Source organism: Sporosarcina sp. 179-K 3D1 HS (genome assembly GCF_047228905.1).
Classification (GTDB): domain Bacteria; phylum Bacillota; class Bacilli; order Bacillales_A; family Planococcaceae; genus Sporosarcina.
In genome coordinates this window covers 37,145-55,666 of record NZ_JBFEGI010000006.1, presented here as the reverse complement: position 1 = coordinate 55,666, position 18,522 = coordinate 37,145, and the positions used below count along the sequence as shown (strand labels likewise).

Genomic DNA, 18,522 nt, shown 5'->3' with positions numbered 1-18,522 from the left:
GAATATCCAATGGTTTTTAGGAGAAGGCGTGACCATCATGAAACGATACTACCAAGTGCCGGCCATCTACTTGCTGCCAGTTGTCCTATCCGTTATCCTTTTCGGATATTTCACGTTCCTCATTCTGAAGTATCCCGTTACTGGATTGGGCGTTGAAAAAATCGAAGACCGTTGGATAGTTTCGAACGTGATAAAATATAGTTGGGCTTACAACCAAGCCATTCAACGAGGGGATCATGTGCAACTTGTGAATGGAGAAACACCGGATCATCATTATACTGTAAATCGCTACCGGAGTGTCGAAAAGGTAAAAACGATTACGCTGGCAAGTCGTAATGGACTGGCCCGTACGTTTAAAGTGACCCATACGTTATTTAATAAGAAAGCCATTTTTTACGTAGTGTTACCCATTTTATTTTGCGCCACCTCCATTATGCTGAGCTTCTTTCTTTATCGAAAAGCAAATAACGAAAAATCGGCAAGAATATTATCTTATTTCCTGCTGTCCATCGGCATTTGTTATATCAGTATTTTTGTGACCGCGCGAGGAGACGTGCTTGGTAGAATCATCTTACTAAGTACCTTATCAAGTTCATTAATCCTATTTACGCATTTTTCGCAAAAATATTTTCAAGCTCTCGGGAAGACTTTTATCAATAAAAAGACATTAATCGGTTTATATATACTGAACTCGATGTTTTTAGTGGTGACAATCGGCAACCAATTGATTCATAACAGGTTTGACACGAAACGATTCGTTCTATTCTTTTTCTCGATGCTAACCATTTTTTTGCTGACTCTGTTGATCCGATTCTATTTGAAACATAAAAAAACGGAGGGCAGTGCGGTAATTGCCATTCTGGGAATGACACTTTTATTCGCTTTTGGTCCGTTGGTTTTATTTTCGGCACTCCCGATTTCGCTGACCGGGAAAGAATGGATTCCTATTGAAGTCACGACGGTCTTTATCATATCCATTCCTTTTGCTTTCGTCTATTTACAACTGGCTAAAAAACTGTTTGATATCGAGTTTTTCCTGAGCCGGTTGAGATATTATTCACTCGTGGCCTTCCCATATACTTTCATGATTGGTGCCTTGTTAATCATTCTCCTTGATATGGAGCGATCGCTTCCTGTCATTCTCCTCACCTTTATTATTGTTTTCTTTTGTACGACTGTATCTTTATATATAAAGGAAATATTGGATTACGAATTAAGGCATCATTTATTCTCACAGAAAAATCAATTTGAAGAGAGCTTGTACAAATTCTTTCAAAAAGCGAAATATGAGACCGAGGTAACGAGCTTGATCCAAAATCTTATGAATGAAATCCGGGATGTTCTGTTGGTCAAAGAGATTCAATACGTTGAATTGGTTTTGAAAGATGGAGAATCTAGATGGAGATTCAACAATCAGGATCATATCAGCTCCGCAATTGCTGAGGAACTCCAAAGGGAGCCTTGGGAGACGGTACAAACGGGGACGTTAGTGGAAGTGGCCGATCGGACGGCGATGGTCATCGGGGGAGCACGCGATACGAAACGAATGATCCTATTCGGATGCAAGAAAACGAACGCGCGGTTGAATGTGCAAGAGAGAATTTGGCTGGAGACGTTGGCCTACGTGTCGAGTATCCTGCTTGAAAACTTCCAGTTGATCGAGGGACTCGCCAAGCAAATTGAAGAGTACAAGTTGGAGCATGAATCGGAGGAGAATCATCCGCTTTGGCTGTCCCGGCTCTTATTTGCCTTGTCGGAAAAGGAACGCGCTAATTTATCGATCGATTTACACAATACTGTCTTACAAGACCAACTTCAACTATTGAGAGAGATTGATCGAATTATTATCAATGAGTCGAATTTCATCATTAAAAAAGAGTTGAAAGATGTTAAAGAACGAATGCTTGACATGATCCATTTAATCAGAGAGGCGTGTTACGAGCTGCGGCCTCCTTTTTTGAATGAAATAGGGATGATCCAGTCGATCCATCATTTGATCGGCCAAACAAAACTACGATGCGATTTTCTGCTGGACGACGAGTTGGATCCGGCCATTCAGCGGTTGGATCATGATTTGGAAATGACTTTATATCGGGTAGTACAGGAATTGTTAAATAACGCTATGAAACATTCCGAAGCATCTGAAGTGAAACTCTCATTGCGGAAAGAGGGACCTGTCTTGAGGTTACAATACAAAGACAACGGGATCGGATTCGATAAGGAGGCTATGACCAACTCTTTCAAAACAATGGGTTTATCCGGCATGCGGGAGAGGGTAAAAAGTGTGGGAGGCAGGATGTCGATTGAGACGGAAGTAGGAGCAGGGGTGGAAGTGCAGATCGAATTGAAAGTGGGAGGGACCAATCAAAGTGAACATATTAATCGTGGATGATCATCCGGTTGTCGGGGAAGGGACCCGTTCGATGATTGAACAAGAACAAGATTGGGAAGCGACCATCATCACTGATATGGAAGAAGCGATACAGGAGATCAAAAAGCAAACTTATGATATCTATCTTATTGACTTATTCATGCCTAACATGAACGGCATCGAGATGACAAAACTGATTTTACAAGAAAATTCCGAAGCGACGGTTCTCATCTACACGGGGTTCGATCTAGTGACACATTTTAACGTGCTCGTTGATGCAGGGGTGAAAGGGTTTATTAGTAAAACGGCCACCGGGGAGCAATTGACGACAGCCATTCACTGCGCACTTCGGGGCGAAGCTGTACTCCCACTCCATCTGGTAAAGCAACTCAGGAGAATCGATACCCTGCCTTCTACAGACGAAGGGCAGCTGAATATAGGCAATATCTTATTGACTAACCGGGAACAACAGATTTTGGAAGGGATTTCCAAAGGATTGACGAATAAAGTGATTGCCAGCAATCTTTCTATGAGCCAACGGACCGTTGAATACCACTTGACGAAAATCTTTTCAAAACTGAAAGTCAGTTCACGGACAGAAGCCTTGCTGAAAGCGAAGGAATACGGCTTGCTGTCCTTGCAAGATATAGGGTGAAGGGAGAAGACCGGCATAGTGCTGGTCTTTTCTCTTTTCAAAATAAGAAGTTAGGTGGGAGAAAAAGAACCGATACCGCAAAGAGGATGCGGAAAGCCGTAACTTGAATTACGGTGAAAATAATAAGATTTTATGTGAAAATAGATAGTAATATCTAAGAAAAGTTAATATGAATTCGTAAACTGATAAATTTTAACAGTTAACATATGCCATTTATTTATTATTCGAATAATAATGTTTTATTGTAGAGCGAGCAGCAAGGGATTTATTTTTAAAGGGGTAATTATTGGTAATTCAAATGTCGCTGTTTTACTTGGTTTTTCAAAAAAATTATCTAGCTATTATTTGATGTAATGAGAGGAAAAGAGGATCTGCCAGACGTGTAATAGTTTGTGTATCCGAGTAAATGGCTTAAATCCAATGATTATTCGAGTTGGACTCTAAAATCGCCCCTCGTTCCCATATTTTTGTTTGTTGAATATTTATTGGGATTCACTAGGAGAAGATGGTAATTTTACAGGGGTCTGCGATACATGGGAAGTTGGTATTTATCCCGTTAAAATAAATTTATAGAAATAAAAAAAGGATAAATCACTATTCAGTATAATATATATTATATATCTAACTGCTGCAAAAAACAGGGAAGAAGGTTATCAGATGAAATCACTTTTAATCGTTGATGACCAAGCAGGCATTCGTCTACTTCTTGACGAATTATTCCGTAAAGAGGGATATCGGACAAGGCTTGCCGGAAATGGAATTGAAGCGCTCCAAGCTGTCCAGGAGGAAATTCCGGGATGTATTCTGCTTGATACGAAAATGCCGGGCATGGATGGTATCGAAGCACTTCAACAACTGAAAATCATTTGCCCGGAAGTTCCTGTCATCATGATGACAGCCTATGAAGAAAGTGAGCTGCCGGAAGGGACGGACAAGTCAGGCGAAATCCTCTATTTTGCTAAACCTTTTGACATTTATGAAATCCGGGACGCTGTAAATGGACTATTTGCCCGCGCTTAAGGCAGGCAGTGGAAAACACTGTCTGTCTTTGATATGATGTATAAGGGTAAAATGAAGAGAAATTTAAGCTGAAATTGTCCATTTTCACTATCTGGAGGAGGAATTCGCATGGCACTCGTTTCCATGAAAGAAATGATGATCAAAGGGAAAAAAGAAGGTTATGCCATTGGGCAGTTCAACCTGAACAACCTTGAATATACGCAAGCTATTTTACAAGCAGCACAAGAAGAGCAATCTCCTGTCATTCTTGGGGTTTCGGAAGGTGCTGGTCGATATATGGGCGGCTTTACGACAGTCGTCAATATGGTGAAAGGTCTAATGCACGACTATCAAATCACTGTGCCGGTCGCCATTCATCTGGATCACGGCTCCAGTTTTGAAAAATGTAAGGAAGCGATCGATGCCGGCTTTACGTCAGTCATGATCGATGCGTCATCCAAGCCGCTCGCGGAAAACATTGAAATTACAAAGCAAGTCGTGGAATACGCACATGCGCGTGGCGTTTCCGTTGAAGCGGAGCTTGGCGTGGTTGGCGGCCAAGAAGACGATGTCATCGCCGACGGAGTCATTTACGCAGATCCAGCGGAATGTAAAGAACTCGTCGAAAAGACCGATATTGATTGCCTAGCACCAGCGTTGGGCTCTGTGCATGGCCCGTATAAAGGCGAGCCGAATCTCGGTTTCAAAGAGATGGAGGAAATATCAAGCCAATCCGATTTGCCGCTTGTCCTCCATGGCGGTACGGGAATTCCGACAAAAGATATTCAGCGTGCCATTTCACTAGGAACTGCAAAGATCAACGTCAATACGGAAAACCAAATTGAAGGGACGCAAGCGGTCCGTGAAACTTTGGCATCCGATCAGGACGTCTACGATCCGCGTAAATATCTGGCTCCAATGCGGGAAGCTATCAAACAAACGGTGATCGGCAAAATGCGTGAGTTCGGAAGCTCTCAAAAAGCATAATACTGAACATGATAAAGGAGAAACCTCTGTAAACGGATGGGTTCTCCTTCTTTTCCATACGATATGATTAGGAGGACATTGCATTGAAGTTTTTTATTGACACAGCGAATTTTGAAGAAATCAAAGAAGCGCACAGTTGGGGCATCCTCTCTGGCGTAACGACCAACCCTTCCCTCGTGGCAAAGGAGAATGTATCGTTCCATGACCGCCTCCGTGAGATCACGGCGCTTGTCCCGGGATCGGTCAGTGCGGAAGTCATCGCGCTAGACGCGGAAGGCATGATTGAAGAAGGGCGGGAGTTGGCAAAAATCGCGCCGAATATCACGGTGAAATTGCCGATGACGCCAGAAGGGCTTAAAGCATGCCGTGTTTTTGCCGATGAAGGCATTAAAACGAATGTCACTTTGATCTTCAGTGCGAACCAAGCATTGTTGGCGGCTCGAGCAGGGGCGACATATGTTTCTCCGTTTCTCGGACGGCTCGATGACATCGGACATGACGGTATGGCATTGATCAGCACGATCGCGGATATTTTCACGATCCATGACATCCAAACGGAAATCATCGCTGCTTCGATCCGCCATCCGCAACATATTACCGATGCTGCATTGAACGGTGCCCATATCTCCACAACGCCATTCAAAGTATTGCAACAGCTATTCAACCATCCGCTAACAGACAAAGGAATCGAAGCGTTCCTTGCGGATTGGGAATCTAGAAAGAACAAGTGACGTGCCAAAGGAGACAGAAATGGACGTTTATAAAATCAAAGGTGGCAACCCTCTACGCGGGACCATCAAAGTGAGCGGTGCAAAAAATAGCGCCGTTGCTCTCATTCCCGCTTCAATTTTGGCAGATTCAACGGTAACCATTGAAGGGCTTCCGGAAATATCCGATGTCCTGACACTGAAAGCCCTATTGGAAGATATCGGGGGGACAGTGGATTTTAAAGCCGGGACGATGACAATCGATCCATCCGAAATGGTGTCGATGCCGCTTCCGAACGGCAACGTGAAAAAACTTCGCGCCTCCTATTACATGATGGGAGCGATGCTTGGACGATTCAAAAATGCAGTCATCGGGCTTCCGGGCGGCTGTCATCTGGGCCCCCGACCAATCGACCAGCATATTAAAGGATTTGAAGCGCTTGGCGCCAAAGTGACGAACGAGCATGGCGCCATCTACTTGCGTGCCGAGGAATTGCGCGGTGCGAAAATATATTTGGACGTCGTAAGCGTTGGTGCAACGATTAATATCATGCTGGCAGCCGTGTTGGCAAAAGGGCGGACGACGATCGAGAATGCCGCGAAAGAACCGGAAATCATCGATGTGGCGACTTTATTGTCCAATATGGGCGCCAACATCAAAGGAGCCGGGACGAATGTCATCCGGATCGAAGGGGTCGAAAAGCTGCATGGCACGAAGCATACGATCATACCTGACAGGATCGAAGCCGGCACGTTCATGATCATGGCGGCCGTGGCGGGTGATGGAGTGACCATTGACAATGTCATTCCTCTACATGTCGAATCCTTAACCGCGAAATTAAGGGAAATGGGCGTCAACGTCATGGAAGGTGAAGAGAAGATTTTCATTCCAAAATCCTCCGACTTGCAGGCTGTCGATATTAAGACGCTCGTTTATCCCGGTTTTCCGACAGACCTCCAACAGCCGTTCTCCGTACTGCTCACCCAAGCGGCCGGAACGTCCGTCATCACGGATACCGTCTATTCAGCAAGATTCAAGCATCTCGATGAATTGCGGAGAATGAATGCCGATGCCCGGGTCGAAGGCCGATCAGGCATCTTGTCTGGACCAACTCCCTTGCAAGCGGCGACGGTTCGCGTATCCGATTTGCGAGCGGGGGCAGCTCTTGTCATTGCTGGATTGATTGCGGACGGTGAAACGGAAGTCCAAGAAATCCAACATATTGAAAGAGGCTATAGCAATATGATCGAAAAGCTCCAGGGCATCGGAGCAGATATACGGAAAGTGACCATCCCGCATACTGCTGTCGTAGGGGATTGAACCGTACGGCAATCTATATGTTATAATGTGTTGAAGAAGCAAATCTTACGGCCGAAATCGGTCAGCGGAGAACACTCTGGCTGAACCCGTAAAACAGGAGGAACTTGAATGGAACGCAGTTTATCGATGGAATTGGTCCGAGTCACAGAAGCGGCTGCCGTATCGGCGGCACGCTGGATGGGGCGCGGATTGAAGAATGAAGCGGACGATGCCGCGACTACAGCGATGCGCACCGTATTCGATACAATCCCGATGCAAGGAGTCGTCGTCATCGGTGAAGGGGAGATGGACGAAGCGCCGATGCTCTATATTGGCGAAGAACTTGGGACAGGCGTAGGACCGGCAGTGGACGTTGCCGTTGATCCGCTGGAAGGCACGAACATCGTAGCAGCAGGCGGCTGGAATGCGCTGGCGGTTATCGCCATTGCGGACGAAGGCAACCTCTTGAACGCGCCGGATATGTATATGAATAAAATCGCTGTTGGCCCGGAAGCGGTCGGAAAAATCGACATCGATGCGTCCGTGACGGATAATCTGTTAGCTGTAGCTAAGGCGAAAAACAAAGCGATCGAAGATGTAGTGGCAACTGTCTTGAACCGGGAGCGCCATGCCAAGATCATTGAAGAAATCCGTGCTGCAGGTGCACGCATTAAACTGATCAATGACGGTGATGTGGCGGCTGCCATCAACACGGCATTCGACGAAACAGGCGTAGATATCCTCTTTGGAATGGGCGGAGCTCCGGAGGGCGTCATTGCGGCTGTTGGGTTGAAATGTCTAGGCGGAGAGATTCAAGGCCGTCTTGTTCCGTCCAATGAAGAAGAAGTGGAACGCTGCAAAAGGATGGGAATCGATGTCAATCAAGTGCTTCGTATGGAGGACTTGGTCAAGGGTGACGACGCCATTTTTGCCGCGACTGGCGTGACAGACGGAGAGTTGCTCCGTGGTGTACAATTCAAAGGTGCGTATAGTGAAACCCATTCACTTGTTATGCGGTCCAAATCGGGCACAATTCGATTTGTTGAAGGCCGCCACAGCATGAAGAAAAAACCTCTACTCGTCATGCAGGATTGATTTACCTCATCGCCCGGCCAATTTTCTGACCGGGCACCTTCTACTTTAGAAAATCGTACGACCTACCTTTTTGAAATAAACCTCATTTTGCAATCCATTAAGATAAAGCGTGGTGCCATCATATGACAATTATAACGATATCGGCGCTGGAAAATATGACACTGAAAGAGTTATATTCCCTTGCGAAACAATATCAGATTTCCTATTACAGCAAACTGACGAAAAAGGAATTGATTTTCGCCATCCTGAAATCGCGGGCAGAACAGGAAGGCTATTTCTTCATGGAAGGTGTCCTGGAAATTATTCAGTCGGAAGGGTACGGATTCCTTCGACCGATCAACTATTCACCGAGTTCGGAGGATATTTATATCTCCGCTTCGCAAATTCGACGTTTTGACTTGCGGAATGGGGATAAAGTGACCGGGAAGGTGCGGCCTCCGAAAGAATCGGAACGATATTACGGCTTGCTCCATGTGGAGGCGGTCAACGGCGAAGATCCGGAAGTCGCACGGGAACGAGTGCATTTCCCAGCATTGACGCCGCTCTATCCGGACCGACATATTAAGCTGGAAACAAGCCCAACTAAATTATCCACCCGGATCATGGACTTGGTTTCACCGGTTGGCTTCGGACAACGTGGATTGATTGTCGCACCGCCGAAAGCCGGAAAAACGATGTTGTTAAAAGAAATCGCTAACTCCATTACGACCAACCATCCGGAGACAGAGTTGATCGTTCTATTGATTGATGAGCGGCCGGAAGAGGTGACGGATATTGAACGATCCGTCAAAGCCGATGTCGTCAGTTCGACGTTTGATGAAGTGCCGGAAAATCACGTGAAAGTGGCGGAGCTTGTCTTGGAACGGGCAATGCGCCTGGTCGAGCATAAGCGTGATGTCGTCATTTTGATGGACTCCATCACTCGGTTGGCGCGTGCGTATAACTTGGTCATTCCGCCAAGTGGACGGACGTTATCCGGGGGGATCGACCCGGCTGCCTTCCATCGCCCGAAACGGTTTTTCGGAGCGGCTCGCAATCTAGAAGAAGGCGGTAGTTTGACGATTCTGGCGACGGCTCTGATTGATACGGGCTCCCGGATGGATGAAGTCATCTATGAAGAGTTCAAAGGGACGGGCAATATGGAACTTCATTTGGACCGTCATCTGGCAGAACGCCGGGTGTTTCCTGCGCTTGATATCCGCCGCTCGGGAACGCGGAAAGAGGAACTGCTTATCCCGGCAGACCAGTTGGAAAAGCTCTGGGCGATCCGCAAGACGTTCTCCGATGCGCCTGATTTCGCGGAACGCTTCTTGAAAAAACTACGCCAATCCAAAACGAATGACGAGTTCTTTGATGTGTTAAATGAAGAGATGAAAGCGCACCGGAAAGGGAAAGGCCTCTTGTAAAAAGCGCAGAGAAAAATGTTGCGTAGGGAGGATGGATTTGCTATAATGCTTTAGGTATGGTATATACCATCTGCTGCATATACGACTGGCATATTCGGGTCGTGTAAGGCATCAGTCTTATAAAACAACTCTGTTCCAGATGGTTCAGGGCGAGAGGAGAGAGATTGATGAAAGCAGGAATTCATCCAGCTTATAAACTAGCAACTGTTACTTGTTCATGTGGCAACACATTCGAAACAGGTTCTGTCAAAGAGGACATCCGCGTGGAAGTTTGCTCTGAGTGCCACCCGTTCTACACAGGACGCCAAAAATTTGCTGCTGCGGACGGCCGCGTCGACCGCTTCAACAAAAAATACGGCCTCAAAGAAGAAGTCCAAGAGTAAGCCTTTCACATACCCGTCAGGTGCCAACGCGCCTGGCGGGTATTTCATTTAATTGGGCCTTGGGCGGGAGCATCTTTGGAATTGTCATGGCAATTTATCTAACAGTCATGGCAAATGGGCAAACTGTCAGGGCGCGGTCTGAAACTGTCATGGCCCGGCCAAATTGTCATGGCAATCTTTCCAACTGTCATGGCAAATGGGCAAACTGTCAGGGCCCCGCCTGAAACTGTCATGTCCCGGTCAAACTATCATGGCAATTTCTCCAACTGTCATGGCAAATGGGGCAACTGTAAGGGCTCCGCCTGAAACTGTCATGTTCCGGCCAAATTGTCACGGCAATTATGCGAACTGTCATTGCAAATGGGGCAACTGTAAGGGCCCTGTCTCAAACTGTCATGTCTTGGCTCTCCAGACTAATGAGCAGATAATAAAAATACATATAAAAACTCGCGGTTATTAATTATGAAAAGCGGAAGGGGGGAATCAATATGTATGTCACAATGCAGGGCGGTTGGATCGAAGTGATTTGCGGCAGCATGTTTTCAGGGAAATCTGAGGAATTGATCCGCCGCGTCAGGCGCGCCCAATTTGCCAAGCAGAAGATTGCGGTGTTCAAACCGGAGATTGATGATCGGTATAGTGATGAGGCGGTCGTGAGCCATAATGGGACAACTGTTATCGCCAATCCAGTTGCGAGCTCGAGTCATATTGAGGAATTTGTCAGCGATGACTATGATGTCATTGCCATCGACGAAGCTCAATTTTTTGATGAAGGCATAGTCGACACGGTAATGGAGTTAGCAGATCGGGGGTTCCGCGTCATCATTGCGGGTTTGGATCAAGACTTCCGTGGGGAACCGTTCGGACCGATGCCGAGACTCATGGCGGTCGCCGAACATGTAACCAAATTACAGGCTGTCTGCACGGTATGCGGTTCGCCTGCCAGTCGGACACAACGGCTTATCAATGGCATGCCCGCCGGCTATGACGATCCTGTCATATTAGTCGGTGCTTCCGAGGCGTATGAACCCCGCTGCAGACTTCACCACGAAGTCCCCAAAGGCGCTTGCGTTAATTCAGTGGCGGCAAAAGAATAGAAAGTGCATTCCCGTCCGGCAGTCGCCGGGCGGTTTTTCGGTATAGGGAACGTTGTGAGGTGGGGCAGAAACGTTTGGAAGTCAGTGTGGAATGTTGAGAGGTCTGTGTGAGACGTTTCAAGGTTCATGGAAAACGTTGTAAAGTGCCGGGGAAATGTTTTGAGGTCTCGCGAACGTTGTGTAGTTGGTGTAAAACGTTTTGAAGTTGGTGAAAAGCATAATGAAGTCCCGGGGAAATGTTGCAAAATCCCCGTCTTGATTCCGGGACCCCGTCGTTGCCACAGAAACCACTGTATTTCCACCTCCGTTTCCCGTACAATGAACGTACAAAACAGTCCTAAAGATGAGGTGTACTAGAATGTTTGAAAGGCTGCAGGCAGTAGAGGATCGTTATGATCATCTGAATGAATTGCTAAGCGATCCTGAGGTGGTCAGTGATATGACGAAGCTTCGGGAGTATTCGAAAGAGCAATCGGGGTTGCAAGAGACCGTGGAGACGTATCGTGCTTATAAAAGCGCAACCTCCGAATTGGATAGTGCCAAAGAAATGTTGAATGAATCACTGGATGACGAGATGAAAGAGCTCGTCAAGCTGGAGGTATCGGAGTTATCCGACCGTATTGAGGAGCTGGAGGCCAAATTAAAACTATTGCTGGTGCCGAAAGATCCGAATGATAATAAGAACGTTATTATGGAAATTCGGGGTGCGGCCGGCGGGGATGAGGCAGCGTTGTTTGCCGCTAGCTTGTTCCGCATGTATAGCCGGTATGCCGAGCATAACAATTGGAAAGTGGAAGTAATGGATTCGTCGCCGACCGAGCTAGGTGGTTTCAAGGAAATCATTTTTCTCATAAATGGCACGGGGGCCTATTCCAAATTAAAGTTTGAGAACGGGGCGCATCGGGTGCAGCGTGTGCCGGAAACGGAATCGGGCGGCCGGATCCATACGTCCACCGCGACGGTCGCTTGCTTGCCGGAAGCGGAGGAAGTCGAAATTGATATCCATGAAAAAGACATCCGGACCGACACATTCGCATCATCCGGTCCCGGAGGTCAGTCCGTTAATACGACGATGTCAGCTGTTCGGCTGACTCACCTTCCGACGGGCATCACCGTTTCGTGCCAAGATGAAAAATCGCAGATCAAAAATAAAGAGAAGGCGATGAAAGTGTTACGCGCCCGAATTTACGACAAATTTACCCGGGAAGCACAAGCGGAATACGATGAAAAGCGGAAGTCCGCCGTCGGAACAGGGGATCGCTCCGAACGCGTGCGCACGTATAACTTCCCGCAAAACCGGGTGACGGATCACCGCATCGGCTTGACGATCCAGAAACTGGACCAGATCATCGAAGGGAAACTGGATGAAGTCATCGATGCGCTCATCATGGAAGAGCAGGCGTACCGGCTGGAAAGCTTGGATCGCCATGACTGAGAAAATTCACGAGGCGCTGCATCGCGCCTCTTCTTTATTGAAAGAGCGCGGTCTTGAAACGCATGCTGCACACCTGTTGATGGAATCGGTGACCGGCAAACCGGGCGCCGCGCTGCTTGCCGACTTGCGCGAACCGTTGACACCCGAACAATCTGAATTATTTTGGAATCAAACCGAGGAATTGCTCACAGGGAAACCAGTCCAATATATCATCGGCACAGAAGACTTTTATGGGCGCTCCTTTCTTGTCAATGAACATGTGTTGATTCCACGTCCGGAGACGGAAGAGCTTGTACTGGGTGCAATAAACCGCGGGAATTCGCTGTTCCGCGACAAAACGATTCAAATGGCGGATATCGGGACAGGAAGCGGAGCGATTGCGATCACTTTAAAAAAAGAGTGGCCTGAAGCGAAGGTGACCGCTACGGATATAAGCGAAGAAGCGCTGGCCGTAGCGCGAAAAAATGCCGCACGTCACCAGGCGGATGTGACGTTTCTGCGAGGCGATATGGCGGCACCCATCATCAATCGTACATGGGATATCATTCTGTCCAATCCGCCGTATATCGCCCATGAAGAAGCGCGTGAAATGTCGGATACCGTCCTCGGTTACGAACCGCATGGCGCTTTATTTGCAGATGAGGATGGCCTGTTCTTCTATCGGAAGCTTGCTGAAAGCCTGCCTCCGTTGATGAACAAGCCCGCATTGATTGGACTGGAAATCGGTCATTTGCAAGGACCTGCCGTCTGCGCGTTATTCGAAAAAGCATTCCCTGCGGCGATGATTGAATTGATAAAAGATATCAACGGTAAGGACCGGATGATATTTTGCAAGATTGGTGAATAGATTTCTCCTCCCCTGGTAACAATGCAGGTAGGAGGGGAAAGATATGTTGCCAGATTACGTGATTACGAGAAAAAAACCGATTGTGGATAAAATACTACCGTTCATCGAAATGATTCTATTGCTCATCATCGTCCAAGCGGTCGTCACTTTATTAACGATGGCGCCGGAAGAGGAGGAGACGATCCGTTTCCGCGTATTGGCCCATTCCGACGCACCGTCCGATCAACAGATCAAGGAGGACATCCAACAGGAGATCGCACCGATGATTGAAAAGGCGCTGGCTACTTCGGGTTCGAAAGCGGAGCTTGTGGATAACTTGAAAGCATTGGAACCGGCCATTATTGCAGCCGCAAACGGATTATCGGATGGTCGAGCGGTTTCTCTCATGAGAACGGACGCTTTATTTCCACCGAAACGATCCGGATATTTCATTCATCCCCAAGCGCGGTATGACGCGTATGTATTGACGATTGGCAGCGGACGTGGGGATAATTGGTGGTGTGCATTATTTCCGAAAATTTGTTTTCCTGATAAAGAAGAAGCGGAAGATGAAAAAGTTGTATTCTTTATATGGGAGTGGATAAAAAAGTTGTTTTCTTAAGTTTATCAACAATAAATGTGGATAAGTAGATTGAGTTGTGTATAAAAGGGGGTTGGTAGAGTGGAAACAATTCTTATTTCCGTGGATAACTCTATGGATAATGAAAAAATTTATAAACAAGCTGTGGATATATTGAAAAATGGGGGAGTCGTCTCGTTTCCGACCGAAACTGTGTACGGGCTGGGAGCTGTGGCGACTGACGAAGCGGCCGTCCGCAAGATTTTCGAGGCGAAAGGCCGTCCCTCCGATAATCCGCTAATTGTACATATAGGAAATGCCGAAGAGGTCGAGAAATTTGCGTCAGGCATTACGGATGATGCAAAAAAGTTAATGGAAGCATTTTGGCCAGGCCCTCTTACCTTGGTGTTTGATATGAAACCGGGCTTGATTGCCCCAAGTGTGACACCTGGCGTGGAAACCGTTGGTATCCGGATGCCCGACCATCCGGTAGCGCTCCGCTTATTGCGTACCTTAGGCGACCCGTTAGCCGCACCGAGTGCGAACCGAAGCGGTAAACCGAGCCCGACAGAGGCATCCCATGTGCTGGATGATCTGGATGGAAGGATACCGATGATTTTGGACGGGGGGCGGACCGGAGTGGGAGTCGAATCAACTGTATTGGACATGACGACAGTGCCGCCAACTATTTTGCGGCCAGGCAACACGACTCGTGAAATGATCGAAGAAGTAATCGGCCCGGTTCAAATCGAGAGCAGCAGTAGCATCGAGCGGGCACCCCGTTCCCCGGGGATGAAATATACCCATTACGCGCCAGAGGCCCCTTTATTCGTCATTCATCCTGACAGCCGGAAAATAGAGGGTGCGATTCAAACGTTGCAAAGCGAAGGGAAGCAGGTTGCTGTTGTCGGACCCGATGAAATGAAAACGGAAGTGGCGGATTGGTATTTTTCGATCGGTTCGCTCCATGACCATGAAGCGATGGCGTCCAACTTATACCGGGCCCTCCGTCAGTGTGATATGACGAAAGCGGACGTCATCCTTGCCGTGGAAACGGATTTGAGCGGTGTTGGTGTAGCTGTGATGAACCGGCTGACGAAAGCGGCCGATGGCAAACAATACAACGATTGAACTTGATCTGGAGACATCCTCTTAATTTGAAAGTTGTTGGTTTGATTAACTGAATACGTATGACCTCCTTGGTATCCGCATAAGATGGACGGACGCGGTTTCCAAGGAGGTTTTCAATTGGCGGAACTATTTGCGGCAGGCGTGACGACAATTGACATCGTGATCGTTTACGCGCTTTTACAAGTGAGACGGGGTAGATTGCTCCTTGCATTTTGGACATCTTTTCTCAATATAGTCCTCCCTTTTATCGGTTTTGAAATGGGAGAGTTTTCGGCGCATCTCTTTTCGGAATGGAGCAGTCTGCTCTCAGGAATCTTGCTGGCGTTGATTGGCGTACATATGCTTCTACAGGATGATAGCAGCCCTCAGACGAAACAAGTGCCTCCGTTCTTGGTTGCCTTGGCGGTGAGTCTGGATTCCTTTTCGGTTAGTGTTTCATTTGGTATGCTTCAAATGAATAAATTTCTATATATTGCTGCCTCCGGTTTCTTTGCTCTGTTCTTTTCGTATGCCGTCCTCGTGCTTCGGACAAAGCTTGGTATAAAAAATGGAAAGGTTTTAAGGATTATAGCAGGTGTAATCTTGACAGTTATGGGGATAATGTCATGTTTTAGTTGAAAATATCTATTTCTTTATTCATGGATATTGGGTATTCTTAAGAGAGATGGTGATTTGATGAATATTTACATGATTTGTACAGGAAATACATGCAGAAGCCCGATGGCAGAAGCGATTTTAAGAGAAAAAGGGTTGGAAGGTGTGGAAGTCCGTTCGGCAGGCATTCATGCTTTGGATGGCGTGCGGATTTCACCAAATGCCCAACAGCTGATTGAAGAAGCGGGCATGCCTTATACGCCGGTTTCCAATTCCCTTTCGGAAGACAACTTGGAATGGGCTGACCTTGTTCTGACGATGACAGCCGCGCATCGCACTGTTTTACACGAAGCCTATCCCGCTATGAAACATAAAATATTTACGATAAGAGAATTTGTCCAACTCGATGGAATGGAAGATGTACAAGATCCATTTGGTGGAAGTCTTGAAATCTACCGCCATACTTTTAATGAGTTGGTGCTAATTATGGACGAGCTGGAGCGGAAATTGACGGAGGGATGAACATGACAAGAAACGGGAGAAAATTTGGGTTACGCAAGAAATTGGTCCTTTTCGTAGCAATCTTGGCCATCATCACGTATTCGACAAGTGCATTTTTCATCTATGTATTACAACCAAATTTTTTCCCGGACTTTGAACCGTTCTGGTTCGCAGTCATCACATTCGGACTGGGAATCGCTTGGTCGGCTATATTGGCGGCTTTATTCAGCACGATCTTAACGAAGCCGCTGCAAAAACTGGAGGCGGCTGCCATTCGGGTTGCAGACGGAAAAATCGGGACGGAAGTGGAGTTGCCGAAGTCTTCCGATGAAATTCGGTCCGTTGCGGAGGCGTTCCAGCAGATGGTCGTGAATTTGCGGTCCATCGTCGGCCAGATTGAAGAGAATTTTGAGCAGACAGCGAGTACGGTTGAACATTTATCCAGAGAAACGGGCGAGGCTGCAAGGCAAGCGGATGCTGTTGCAACGACAATTATGGAAATCTCCTCTGGAGCGGAGGAGTCGGCAGTCTCGATACAAGAGACGGCGGAAGCAATTGAAGAAGTGAGAGTGCTGGCTGTCGAAGTGAATGGCAGAGCGGTAGATTCAACGACACGCTCGCAGGAAATGCTGGCAGAATTGGCCCACACCACCGAGACATTCCGATCCCTTGTAGAAGGGATTCGCCACATGGCCAACCGAAGTGAACAATCGCTAGGCACCATCCGGCAACTCGACGAGAACGCTCAGAAAATCGGCGAAATTGTCCAACTGGTAGGTAATATTGCCGCTCAAACGAATTTGTTGGCATTGAACGCATCCATCGAAGCGGCACGGGCAGGAGAACACGGAAAAGGCTTTGCGGTCGTTGCAGAGGAAGTCCGAGTGCTCGCTGACGAGAGCGCGAGGGCCGTCCATGGAATTGCAACGTTGGTCTCCACAATCCAGGCAGATGTCACGAAAGTGGTCCAAGAAATCGAAGAACAAGTGAAAACCGCGATAGTCGAAGCCGATCGCGCGAATGAAACAAGCAGCGACATGCAGGCGATGACCGAAAAAGTGCATGGCATGGCGGACTCGGTCGTGGAAATCACGAAGTTCGTCGAGAATCAGCTAGCCGGCATCGAAACGACGGCACGTCAATCGAGGGATGTATCCGCCATCGCTGAAGAAACTTCGGCAGGTGCGGAAGAAGTACGGGCAGCTACGGAAGAGCAAGTCCATTCAATTGAACGGGCAGACGAACTGGCCGCCCAATTGAAAAAACAAGCGGAAGCCCTCTATGGGGTCATTCAGCAATTCGATCGACAGTAAGATATATTCAGAAAACACAACTGGTAAATTCAACTGGGTTGTGTTTTTTTTGTCGAATTGATGGTAGAATAAGTTTGAGTATATTACGAAAAGAGGGACGCAGTGAAAATCGCGATTTCTTCAGACCATGGCGGGAACAAGTTACGCCATGAAATCATTCAATTACTAGTTGAATTAAACATGGAATACGTTGACTTCGGACCGGATACGGATGATTCCGTCGATTATCCGGATTTTGCCGAGCCGGTCGCCACGGGTGTTGCCTTAGGGAACTTTGACCGTGGCATTCTAATTTGCGGAACCGGAATCGGTATGTCCATTGCTGCAAATAAAGTGAAAGGCATTCGCTGCGCGCTCGTCCATGACGTATTTAGTGCCAAGGCGACACGCCAGCATAACGATTCCAATGTGTTGGCACTGGGTGAACGAGTAATCGGCCCTGGCTTGGCGAGAGAGATTGTGACGACTTGGTTAAAAACGCCTTTTGAAGGCGGGCGTCACGAGCGTCGGATCGGCAAGCTGATGGAGCTCGAGGAGTAAGGAAGGCAGGTGTCGAAAGTGGATGCTTTACATTTATGGAAGCTTCAACTGGAACAACTGTTAGATGAAATGGCTGAACAAGCTCCGCCGGTACGAGGGACATTTTTCGTGATCGGCTGTTCCACTTCCGAAGTCGCTGGCAAACGGATCGGCACAGGCGGCGCACTGGAAGTCGGGGAGGCGTTCTTCGGAACGTTACAGGCATTTGCAGACAAATATGGCGTCTTCCTCGCATTCCAAGGATGCGAGCATATCAATCGGGCTTTGACGATCGAACGGAAAGCGAGCGAGAAATTTGGATTGGATCTGGTATCGGTCATCCCGGTCGTTAGTGCGGGCGGATCTATGTCCGCTTCAGCCTATCAACAGATGAAAGATCCCGTTATGGTCGAATCCCTTCGTGCCCATGCAGGGATTGACATCGGCCAGACGATGATCGGTATGCATCTGCGTCCGGTAGCCGTCCCGCTCCGTACATCGATCCAGAAAATCGGCGATGCAGTCGTCACCGTCGCGACCACCCGTCCGAAACTGATCGGCGGGGAACGGGCAGTCTACCGAGTCGAGTGAAAACCGGCTTTTCATTCAACCTGAAGAAACAC

At 47.7% G+C, this 18,522-nt stretch carries 19 protein-coding genes; all 19 read left to right on the top strand.

What is annotated here, in order from left to right; genetic code table 11:
• Nucleotides 1–37 precede the first annotated feature (37 nt).
• The 19 genes from AB1K83_RS09720 (at nt 38) to AB1K83_RS09630 (ending at nt 18,490) form a co-directional block, all read left to right on the top strand.
• On the top strand, nt 38–2,392 hold the full coding sequence (locus AB1K83_RS09720; RefSeq protein WP_413057995.1) for a sensor histidine kinase: 2,355 nt from the start codon (nt 38–40) through the stop codon (nt 2,390–2,392).
• A complete protein-coding gene (locus AB1K83_RS09715; RefSeq protein WP_413057994.1) occupies nt 2,370–3,026 on the top strand; it encodes a response regulator transcription factor in 657 nt (218 codons plus the stop codon). The genes AB1K83_RS09720 and AB1K83_RS09715 overlap by 23 nt, the downstream gene beginning before the upstream one ends.
• A 657-nt stretch (nt 3,027–3,683) precedes the next feature.
• A complete protein-coding gene (locus AB1K83_RS09710; protein WP_413057993.1) occupies nt 3,684–4,046 on the top strand; it encodes a response regulator in 363 nt (120 codons plus the stop codon).
• Between the two features lie 108 nt (nt 4,047–4,154).
• Nucleotides 4,155–5,012 carry a class II fructose-bisphosphate aldolase gene (locus AB1K83_RS09705; RefSeq protein ID WP_413057992.1) on the top strand — a complete coding sequence of 286 codons (858 nt, stop codon included), beginning with the start codon at nt 4,155–4,157 and terminating at the stop codon, nt 5,010–5,012.
• A gap of 83 nt (nt 5,013–5,095) precedes the next feature.
• Nucleotides 5,096–5,743 carry a fructose-6-phosphate aldolase gene (gene fsa / locus AB1K83_RS09700; RefSeq protein WP_413057991.1) on the top strand — a complete coding sequence of 216 codons (648 nt, stop codon included), beginning with the start codon at nt 5,096–5,098 and terminating at the stop codon, nt 5,741–5,743.
• Between the two features lie 19 nt (nt 5,744–5,762).
• Entirely contained in the window at nt 5,763–7,040 is a 1,278-nt protein-coding gene (locus AB1K83_RS09695; RefSeq protein WP_413057990.1) for a UDP-N-acetylglucosamine 1-carboxyvinyltransferase, read from the top strand.
• Nucleotides 7,041–7,148: 108 nt separating this feature from the next.
• Complete coding sequence (gene glpX / locus AB1K83_RS09690) at nt 7,149–8,114, top strand: class II fructose-bisphosphatase (RefSeq protein WP_413057989.1); 966 nt, start codon at nt 7,149–7,151, stop codon at nt 8,112–8,114.
• Nucleotides 8,115–8,236: 122 nt separating this feature from the next.
• Nucleotides 8,237–9,520 (top strand): transcription termination factor Rho, encoded by a 1,284-nt coding sequence (gene rho, locus AB1K83_RS09685; RefSeq protein WP_413057988.1) that lies wholly within the window; start codon nt 8,237–8,239, stop codon nt 9,518–9,520.
• 167 nt (nt 9,521–9,687) lie between these two features.
• Nucleotides 9,688–9,903 (top strand): 50S ribosomal protein L31, encoded by a 216-nt coding sequence (gene rpmE, locus AB1K83_RS09680; protein ID WP_413057987.1) that lies wholly within the window; start codon nt 9,688–9,690, stop codon nt 9,901–9,903.
• 488 nt (nt 9,904–10,391) lie between these two features.
• Complete coding sequence (locus AB1K83_RS09675; protein ID WP_413057986.1) at nt 10,392–11,000, top strand: thymidine kinase; 609 nt, start codon at nt 10,392–10,394, stop codon at nt 10,998–11,000.
• A gap of 358 nt (nt 11,001–11,358) precedes the next feature.
• A complete protein-coding gene (prfA, locus tag AB1K83_RS09670; protein ID WP_413057985.1) occupies nt 11,359–12,435 on the top strand; it encodes a peptide chain release factor 1 in 1,077 nt (358 codons plus the stop codon).
• Nucleotides 12,377–13,282, top strand: a complete 906-nt coding sequence (prmC, locus tag AB1K83_RS09665; RefSeq protein WP_413057984.1) for a peptide chain release factor N(5)-glutamine methyltransferase — start codon at nt 12,377–12,379, stop codon at nt 13,280–13,282. The genes prfA and prmC overlap by 59 nt, the downstream gene beginning before the upstream one ends.
• A 43-nt stretch (nt 13,283–13,325) precedes the next feature.
• On the top strand, nt 13,326–13,883 hold the full coding sequence (locus AB1K83_RS09660; protein WP_413057983.1) for a stage II sporulation protein R: 558 nt from the start codon (nt 13,326–13,328) through the stop codon (nt 13,881–13,883).
• Nucleotides 13,884–13,943: 60 nt separating this feature from the next.
• Nucleotides 13,944–14,972 carry an L-threonylcarbamoyladenylate synthase gene (locus AB1K83_RS09655; RefSeq protein ID WP_413057982.1) on the top strand — a complete coding sequence of 343 codons (1,029 nt, stop codon included), beginning with the start codon at nt 13,944–13,946 and terminating at the stop codon, nt 14,970–14,972.
• A gap of 117 nt (nt 14,973–15,089) precedes the next feature.
• Complete coding sequence (locus AB1K83_RS09650; RefSeq protein ID WP_413057981.1) at nt 15,090–15,590, top strand: manganese efflux pump MntP family protein; 501 nt, start codon at nt 15,090–15,092, stop codon at nt 15,588–15,590.
• A gap of 57 nt (nt 15,591–15,647) precedes the next feature.
• The gene (locus tag AB1K83_RS09645; RefSeq protein WP_413057980.1) at nt 15,648–16,088 is read left to right on the top strand and encodes a low molecular weight protein arginine phosphatase; all 441 of its coding nucleotides are present in this window, start codon (nt 15,648–15,650) and stop codon (nt 16,086–16,088) included.
• A 2-nt stretch (nt 16,089–16,090) separates the two neighbouring features.
• Nucleotides 16,091–17,380, top strand: coding sequence for a methyl-accepting chemotaxis protein (locus AB1K83_RS09640; RefSeq protein ID WP_413057979.1), 1,290 nt, complete (start codon nt 16,091–16,093; stop codon nt 17,378–17,380).
• Between the two features lie 102 nt (nt 17,381–17,482).
• Nucleotides 17,483–17,920, top strand: coding sequence for a ribose 5-phosphate isomerase B (gene rpiB / locus AB1K83_RS09635; RefSeq protein ID WP_413057978.1), 438 nt, complete (start codon nt 17,483–17,485; stop codon nt 17,918–17,920).
• 18 nt (nt 17,921–17,938) lie between these two features.
• Nucleotides 17,939–18,490: a TIGR01440 family protein gene (locus AB1K83_RS09630; RefSeq protein WP_413058127.1), complete on the top strand. Its 552-nt coding sequence runs from the start codon at nt 17,939–17,941 to the stop codon at nt 18,488–18,490.
• Nucleotides 18,491–18,522 lie beyond the last annotated feature (32 nt).

What these genes read in the sequence shown, in the direction of transcription:
- AB1K83_RS09720 (WP_413057995.1), top strand. Translation starts at nt 38, where the DNA reads ATGAAACGATACTACCAAGTGCCGGCCATCTACTTGCTGCCAGTTGTC.
- AB1K83_RS09710 (WP_413057993.1), top strand. Translation starts at nt 3,684, where the DNA reads ATGAAATCACTTTTAATCGTTGATGACCAAGCAGGCATTCGTCTACTT.
- AB1K83_RS09705 (WP_413057992.1), top strand. Translation starts at nt 4,155, where the DNA reads ATGGCACTCGTTTCCATGAAAGAAATGATGATCAAAGGGAAAAAAGAA.
- AB1K83_RS09695 (WP_413057990.1), top strand. Translation starts at nt 5,763, where the DNA reads ATGGACGTTTATAAAATCAAAGGTGGCAACCCTCTACGCGGGACCATC.
- glpX (WP_413057989.1), top strand. Translation starts at nt 7,149, where the DNA reads ATGGAACGCAGTTTATCGATGGAATTGGTCCGAGTCACAGAAGCGGCT.
- rho (WP_413057988.1), top strand. Translation starts at nt 8,237, where the DNA reads ATGACAATTATAACGATATCGGCGCTGGAAAATATGACACTGAAAGAG.
- rpmE (WP_413057987.1), top strand. Translation starts at nt 9,688, where the DNA reads ATGAAAGCAGGAATTCATCCAGCTTATAAACTAGCAACTGTTACTTGT.
- AB1K83_RS09675 (WP_413057986.1), top strand. Translation starts at nt 10,392, where the DNA reads ATGTATGTCACAATGCAGGGCGGTTGGATCGAAGTGATTTGCGGCAGC.
- prfA (WP_413057985.1), top strand. Translation starts at nt 11,359, where the DNA reads ATGTTTGAAAGGCTGCAGGCAGTAGAGGATCGTTATGATCATCTGAAT.
- prmC (WP_413057984.1), top strand. Translation starts at nt 12,377, where the DNA reads ATGCGCTCATCATGGAAGAGCAGGCGTACCGGCTGGAAAGCTTGGATC.
- AB1K83_RS09660 (WP_413057983.1), top strand. Translation starts at nt 13,326, where the DNA reads ATGTTGCCAGATTACGTGATTACGAGAAAAAAACCGATTGTGGATAAA.
- AB1K83_RS09645 (WP_413057980.1), top strand. Translation starts at nt 15,648, where the DNA reads ATGAATATTTACATGATTTGTACAGGAAATACATGCAGAAGCCCGATG.
- AB1K83_RS09640 (WP_413057979.1), top strand. Translation starts at nt 16,091, where the DNA reads ATGACAAGAAACGGGAGAAAATTTGGGTTACGCAAGAAATTGGTCCTT.